General features: G+C 58.5%; 3 protein-coding genes. All 3 read right to left on the bottom strand.

Going from position 1 to position 7,839, the window contains the following annotated elements; genetic code table 11:
- Nucleotides 1-76: 76 nt before the first annotated feature.
- Nucleotides 77-2,878: a sensor domain-containing protein gene (locus ACFSJC_RS03155; RefSeq protein WP_386023089.1), complete on the bottom strand. Its 2,802-nt coding sequence runs from the start codon at nt 2,876-2,878 to the stop codon at nt 77-79.
- A 183-nt stretch (nt 2,879-3,061) separates the two neighbouring features.
- Nucleotides 3,062-3,526: a type IV pilin protein gene (locus ACFSJC_RS03160; protein ID WP_386023092.1), complete on the bottom strand. Its 465-nt coding sequence runs from the start codon at nt 3,524-3,526 to the stop codon at nt 3,062-3,064.
- A 22-nt stretch (nt 3,527-3,548) separates the two neighbouring features.
- A complete protein-coding gene (locus tag ACFSJC_RS03165; protein WP_386023094.1) occupies nt 3,549-7,694 on the bottom strand; it encodes a PilC/PilY family type IV pilus protein in 4,146 nt (1,381 codons plus the stop codon).
- Nucleotides 7,695-7,839: the final 145 nt, after the last annotated feature.

The raw sequence follows: 7,839 nt of genomic DNA on the forward strand, positions 1-7,839 counted from the left end.
AGGCTCGTTCGGCAGTGCGGACTGTATCGATTAGACACGTCTCGCCGGGGGGGTGCAAGGAGCGAGACTCAGTGGCTCAACTTTTGTAGGTCGGCGAGCGACTGGGCGCGCTGTTCGGGTCCAGAAACGTCTGTATCTCAGCGGCGCAGAGCGGTTCGCCGCACAGGTCGCCCAGGGCCTGGTTGCAGCCCATGTTCGACAGCAGGTTGAATTGCTTGTCCGAGCGGACTCCATCGGCGCGCGTGCTGAGGTTGAGTGCCTGAGCCATGTTGATGACGGCCTGAACCACGGCCTGGTCGTGCACCGAGTCCGAGAGGCACTCGACGAAATCCGCATGAATGCCGAGCGTTTTGATCGGCAGTCGCTGGAGTACGGCGGGCGCGGTCCAACCGGCTCCGACCTCGGAGAGGCTGGTGAGGATCCCGAGGCGATTCGCTCCGCTGAAGACCTCGGCGATCTGCTCGCGGTGCTTCACTAGCAGCGACTCGCTGAATTCGAGTTCCAGCCGGTGCGCGATCAAGGGATTCTCCTTGACCAAAAGGGTGAGCGTCTTGATCAGATCGCTACGGACGAGCTGAGCCTCCGAGATGCCGATCAGCATCGATTCCACTGCCAGTCCCCGCGAGAGCCACGCCTGCAGTTGTTCGCAGGCGGTGTGCAGGGTCAGCTGGCCCAATTCCAGGAGCAGACCGCTGTCATTGGTCAGCAGTGGGAAGCGCTCGGGAGGAATCAGTCCCTGCTCGCGCTGCGTCCAGTGGAGTCTGGCCTGGACGGCGCTGCAGTCCTTGGTCAGCAGATTGTGCCCGATGCGGTAGAGCACCTTGAATTCGTTCTTGCGAAGTCCGTTTCTCATCAGCTCGACCATGCCCTGTTGGTCGTTGATGGGTTCGGCGGGTCCTGCGGTCGCGATGCGGAAGCCATTGCGACCCTGGCGCTTGACGAGGCGCAGTGCCGATTCGGCGCGGGCGATGATCGTTTGTCGCTCGATGTCGGATCCCGTATTGAAGGCGATGCCGATGCTGACGGTGACGAACATCTCGTGGCCGTTGACCCAGATGGTCGCCCCGAGCGTGGACTGAAGCCGGCGGGCGATCTCCTCGACCTCCTTGGGGTCGGCGATATCCTCGATGATCAGGGCGAACTGGTCCGCGCGCAGTCGCGCCAGGGTATCGGAGGGTCGGACGGTCTCGCGTAGACGGAAGGCGATCGCGCGCAGGAGTTCGTCGCCGATGTGATGCCCCAGACTGCTATTGATGTGCGAAAAGCGGTCAAGATCCACCAGCAGGGTTGCGATCAGCGCGCCCTTGTGTTGTCCCAGCTCAAGCGCATGATCCAGTCGCGACTCGAACAGCAACCGGTTGGGCAGTTTGGTCAGTGCGTCGTAATGGATCAGGTGCTCGGCCCGTCGCGGGGCCGAGCCGAGGTTTGCGGTGCTCTCGGCAAAGACGCCGACGAAATTCACCACTCGGTTGCGCGAGTCCTGAATGCTGCGGATGGTCAGCTTTTGCCAATAGATCTCGCCGTCCTTGCGACGGTTCCAGATCTCGCCTTGCCAGAAACCGCTCCGAAGCAGTTGCCGCCACATGCGCACGAAAAAACGTTTGGGGTGCCAATTGGAGTTCAGCAGATTCGGCTTGTTGCCGACGACCTCGGCTGCCGTGTATCCGGTGATCTGCGAAAAGGCCGAATTCACGGAGACGATGGTGCCATCCGCATCCGTGATGACGACGCCCTCCGAGGTGGAGGCATAGACAGCGGCCGACTGGCGCAGACGGAGTTCGGACCCGCGTAGCTGGGTGACGTCGCGGATATTGATGACGATCCCCGCCACGGCTCCCTGATCGTCGAGATGGGGGAAGAGGCGAACCTCGGCATCGCGTGGCAGGCCGTTTCGTCCGATTTCGCGGATGTCCTCGACGACGATGTCTTGGCGATCGAGACAGCGGCCCAGGCTGCGGTAGAGCAGGGCGGTCAATGGCCCGTCGCCGCAGACATCCTTAAAGGGGTAACCGATATTATTCCTGGCCTGCAATCGGTGGGCCGCGCGTAGGAAGGGCGTGTTTGCGGCAAGCAGACGGCAGCCTCTGTCGACGTAGGCGATTCGATCCGGGGACGAGGACACGATATCGGCGTAGCGCGCGAGCGCCTGATCGATCTTGCAGCGCTCCGTGATGTCCATGACCACGCCGTACATCCTGCCGGTCAACGAACCCTCAGTGGTTTTCATCTGGCCGGTGGATTCGAACCAGCGTATCTCGCCGTTCGCGTCAGGGACGCGAAAGCGGATGCTGATGGGCTCTGTTGTTTCGCATGCATGCCGGAGGGCAGCGAGCACCTGCTCGCGATCCGCTGGCAGGATCCGCTGGATGGCGTCGTTGTGATCGATCGTTTCATCCGGCGAAAACCCCCAAAGATCGCACCAGGTTTTCGGGGCGTAGATGCGTTCGGTCGCAAGTTCCAGCTCCCAACTGGCAGCTTGGATCAGTGATAGCACTTCGTCCGCTGCGGTGGTGGGTTTGACATCCGTTTGGTCCATCGCGTGGCGGAGAACGATCGCCAGGAGTCTTGGAGGATTCTCGGCCGAATCCGGTATGCGCGAGACTGAGATCGAAGCGGACAAGATTCCGCCGCGCTGAAGGGTAAAGCGGACGTCCAGTTCCAGCCGCTGCGTGGCGTCGTCGCTCAGAAGCGTGGTCAGGGCTTCGTCGATCGGGGTGAGTAGCAAGTCTTCAAATGTCGTCCCCGACACCTGTTCTCGGGTGTGCTCCAATAGGTCCAGAAAGGCGTCGTTCACCTCTAGCACGGAGAGCCGGTGATCCAGGATGAGCGCGCCCATGGGGAGGGCGGCGAGGAGGGGGGATGACTGTAGGTTAGGCACAGGTAGCTAGGATGGTCGAGGCAGGGAGGAGGGCCGATCTCAATCGGCGCACGAGGTCGCGGAGCATAGTGTTTGAAATGATTGTAATCTTATCCGTAATGCGGGGCGTCCATTCGTACACTTTTCCTGCACGCCGGGAGCCCGGTGGTGTGGTGGGTCTACCAGGCTTCGAAGTTGCGCCCGTTAATGATTCGCCCAGCCGCTGCCCCAGCTTCCTGACGTCCCCTCTCTGCTTTGCTTGCGACCGGTGCTCCATAGACGGAACTGCCAGAGATCGCTCGCCTGGGAGTTCTGGGGGGCTGCCAGGAGCAGAAAGCAACTGGCGATCGGGCAGTCTGTGGTGGCCGCGACGACCTGGACGCGATAGTAATTCTCGGTTGAGGATGCCTCCGTCGGAAAGGTGTTCCAGGCATTGTTTCCGCTGGTCGCGTATCCCAGATCGCCGAGATTCTGGGTGTAGGTCTTATTGCGGAACCGATAGGCTTCCATCTTGGAGGCGATTTCGGTGAGGGCTGATTCGCCTACCGTCCTGCGGGATCGTTGGAGGTGTTCCCGATAAGATGGGTAGGCGATTGTCGCCAGGATGGCGATGATTGCGACCGTGATCATGAGTTCGATCAGGGTGAATCCGAGCAAGCGATTTCTCATTGTTCGACCATCCTCGTCAAGTTCAATATGAGGTTCCGATTTCGCGCCATGAGATCTCCCCCGATTCCAGCGCGCGTTCGGTTTCGAGCGTTTGGGTGTGGATGTTGGCGTTGGAGTCCTGCACGACGGCTGTGACCTGATCGGTTGCTGTATTTTTTTCAGTTACCTCGCCGATATGCAGCGCGGGCGACATGGCGATGCCTTGGGCGATCTCCACGCGCACGTGAGCGGCCGACTTGCCATTTGTGCCTGCGCTTCCGTACCCCAGGAATCCGCCTGTCGCATTGCTGTTGCTGTAGGCCGTCCCAGTCCGGTAGTAGAGGGCGTAGAGATAGCTGACGCCGAGCGTGCAGAGGTCGAGGTCTGGCTGGTAGGTCGTGGTGATCAGCGCTCCGCCCAGCAATGAGTGTCGTGAAAGATTGCGTTCGCTGGGGTCGGTGGTGTCTTTGTCCAGCTTACGGTACCAGCCGAAATATTTGTGTGTACCGTCAGGCTGAAGTGATGTATTGATGACCGCGTCCAATGCCGAGAGAGTGCCGATGCTGTTTCCATTTTCGTAGGCGTTTTCGACGGAGCCATTGCTGTACACAACGATGTCCGTTACGTCCTTGAGGTCTGAGAGGCTGATCGGGTACTCATCGCCTGCCTCGTCGCGAATGCCCAGGATATATTCCTGCTGGGTAAGCGAGGTGTCGGAATCCGTTTCGAGCCGGCCGCTCCCGAAATAGACCCAATGCTTGTTCTGGTTGTCTACGGTGACCGTCGGCTTCATCGATACGGGTGCGCCAAGATTGATGATTTCGGTCAATTCCCAATTCGACGGATCGGTATCCTCGCCCAGTTCGATCTTGAAAAAACGGCCTGCCCCTGTTCCCGAGCCGGTCGTGCCGAAATAAAGGGTGTCGGCCTTGTAGTTGAGGTTCCAGTCGACGCTGGTTACGGCGCCGACGAAGCCGGTGTGGTTCGGGCTGAGGACGAGCGGATCGTAATCGTCCACGAATCCGCGGTCATTCTCGTTGAGCTTGTAGACGTAGAGCTTGGCTGGCTGGTCCGAATTTACCGTTGCCAAGCTGTTTGGTCCGTTGCCAAAGACCAAATACCAGTCATTTGGACTGTCGTCGTTCTCACGTATCGTGAAAACGGCTGGCTCGCTGAAGGAATAGCCCATTCCCGTTGCGAAAGGGCTATTCGGGTCTTTGATTTCGGCGAGTACAGTCGCAGGTTTTTCTGGATTGGTTACGTCGAGCAGCACCCAAGCGGAGGCGAACTCGTGGTCGTCCGAGGGGTCGCTATCGCCGAATCCGTCATCACCCGTGTCGACCGTCATGGGTGAGCCGCCCAGGCGCATGCCGGCCACTAGAACGGTTCCCCAGCCGTCGGGATGGTCGGCATCCTCCGTGAATATCTTGGCATCGAATGCCTTGATGGGGCCGTCCATATAGTAGGTATGGTCGTAGGCCGTTGACTCCAGCCACTTGAGATGCGGCAGGAGGTTGAAGGGAACGTAGGCCCAGAGTTCCGCGCCCAGTGCATGAGCCGCTCCGCTGCCCGAGGTGGAGTAGCTAGAGCCGTCGTAATAGCCCGCGTTGAAAGCATGAAGCATGCCGTCGTTGGCGCCCACGTAGACGACAGTCCGACGGTTCTTATACTGCACCTTGAAGCCTGCATAGGTCACGTCGTCGTAGAGTAGGTCGAAGTCCTCGGAGGGTTTGCCCACGGCTACCGGCTGGGAGTGGACGATATCGCCCAGCAACAGACGTTCGGTGACACCGTTTCCATCGAAATCGGCGGTGCGGTTGCGCACGTTGGCACCGGTGGTATCGCCACGAATGAAATCGACCAATTCGGTCACAGTCGTGAGTGCAGCGGACATGGCCGTGGTATTCGTCTTGTCGGAGACGGAGACCAGGTCGAAGAAGGGGTACGTGTCCGAGTCGACAGCGCTGCTGTCGAGGATGATCTGTTCCCCCGTATCGACGGCGCCGTCGAGGTCCTCGTCCAACCAGGTAAAGACGTAACGCTTCCTGGCATCCGCGCTGTCCCAGGTGCGGTTCTGGGTCGGCTGATCGACCGATTTCAAGACATCAAGCGCATTCCAAGCGACGCTCCCGATGGACGCATCCGCGTTGATCGGAGCCATCTTGATCTCACCGATCCATTCCACTCGGTTGGCCGCAGTCGTGGTGTCTTGGTAGGACGTGACGTAGGCGGACTGATAGACAGCGCCGAGACCGGTGCGGGTGTTAAGTCCGACCGAGGCGGCGGCCTGGGATGATTTGAGACCGGCAGTCGCGACGCTAAATGCCTTTTCGAGCGCGTTGACCATCTTGGTTGGGCTGGTGGCTAGCACATAGTTGTCCGGTTCTCCGTCGCTGTCGGAGTCCCATTCGCCTTGTTGCGGCTCGTTGTCTCCATTCGCGTCCACGAAGCCGCCGTATTTGCCTGCCAGCCAGAGGACGTTCTTGTTGCCGAGGGTTGGAGATGAGGAGTACTCCTGAGAGTCGATCATGAAGGTGGTGACGGTCTGCGTGCCCTTCAGGGTGTCGCGGATATCGTTGGTATTGGCGTAATAGGCAAGTCCGGCGATGTAGTTGCTGTTGTAGCGTCCGCCAGCGCCGGATGCTAGATCTTCGCCGATTTTGCCCCGACTCTCGAATGCGCCGACCTTGTTCGTCAGCGATGTGACATTGATGTCCGGATCCGGGTTGCTAGGCAGGCCGCAGTCTCCGACTCCAGCGCTGGGCCGATCGCACCAGTTTGAGCCGCTCGCGAACCATGTGCCGGGCAGTTTCTTGTCGAGCCAGGGGTTGGCGTCGTTGAGGCCGATGATGTAATTGGTTTGACACCAATAGAGGATTGGATCCTTCCAGGAGTTGGAGTCTGTATAGACAGGGAATCCGCCTTTCTCCGTATTTGTCAGATTCTCATAGAAGGTCCTGGTCGGCCCTCGGTGCTTGTAATAATTCAGGCACTCGTAGAAGAGTTCACTGACCGGGTCGTATTGCTTGTATCCGGCCTTGTGGAACATGTTTAAATAGTTGAGGACGCCGCTGTTTCCGCCCGAGTAACCCTCCGGATTGTCGATGTACGCACCTTCCAAAGTGTATTCCTTGTCCGGATTGACCTCTCCGGAGGGGAGTGTCGGTCCGATATATTTCATTGGGGCACGTAGTACGCCACCGTCGCGGTTTTGGTCGTTGTCGTTGGAATAGGCCATGATCCCGAAGCGCATCCGCTGCATGTTGCGTTGCATTAGGCCTTCCGGCTTGTACCAGATGCCTGATCCGTCCGTGTATTTGGTGCAGTTGCTCTCGACGCCCTCGGTTTGATTGCAGACCTCGACCTTGACGTTGAATGACCCTATGTATCCAGTTCCGCTCGCAGCGGCGGCCGAGTCGGATTTGGTGGAGATATTGAAACCATAGGCGGAGTTGTAGATCCACAAAGCGCCGGTATTGGAGCTGTAGGGCGTGACATCATTGAGATGGGAGGTAATCTTTTTGTAGGGGAACCAGGAATCGTTGCTCTGTTTTCGCGCCCGTTCGACAATGACCTGGGTTTTGGAGTCGTAGATCCGGTTGCCTCCTGTCATGGTATGTATGAATTCGTCAATCGCGGTCATGGTGGCCCAGTTGAGGAAATTGCCACTCCATTTGCTGCCACCGCAACTTCCGTTTGAAACCTCGCCGTTTGGGGCGAAGTAGTAAGCTGGGCCGGTGTTTTGGATCAGACGCAGTTCGGCCACGCTGGTCCATGCATTGCCATTAACCTCGCTCAGGGCTCGCAGCATGATGTAACGACCCGATTTCGCCGTGTCGAAGATCACCTCCTGCGTATCGCCAGTAGTTCCATAGCTGAATGAGCCGCTAGCGGCTAGCGCACTCGCGTTTGGAAGCGAGGAACTGCTGCTGACGTAGAACTCGTAGTTCCCGATGGTGCCATTTTCTCCCGATGGTCGGGGGACGTACTCAAATCCCTTGATCGTCTCGGTCTTGCCGAGATCAATGATGATGTAATGCGGATGTTTGGGCGAGTTGGGGCTCCACTGGGTGTGCCAGAAGGTCGATGGATCGCCATCGAATGCAGCGCTAGGCCGGTTGCTGTTTTGATAGCTATCGGCCTTCTCCAGCTTCCAACTCGATTGCGAGAGATATCGGTCACTCGGCACGCCTGTGTAGGTATAGCATTTAGTCGGATCGAAATAACCGATGTAGGTGTTCGAGCTAGAGAAGCAGGTGCCGACTTTATTGTCCGAAGCAGGGTTAAAACCACCGCCTTTAGGCGGTCAGATTTATCTTTGAAGCCTTTTGCAA

This window comes from Thiorhodococcus fuscus, assembly GCF_042682685.1.
GTDB lineage: Bacteria > Pseudomonadota > Gammaproteobacteria > Chromatiales > Chromatiaceae > Imhoffiella > Imhoffiella fuscus.

What these genes read in the sequence shown, in the direction of transcription:
- ACFSJC_RS03160 (WP_386023092.1), bottom strand. Translation starts at nt 3,526, where the DNA reads ATGAGAAATCGCTTGCTCGGATTCACCCTGATCGAACTCATGATCACG.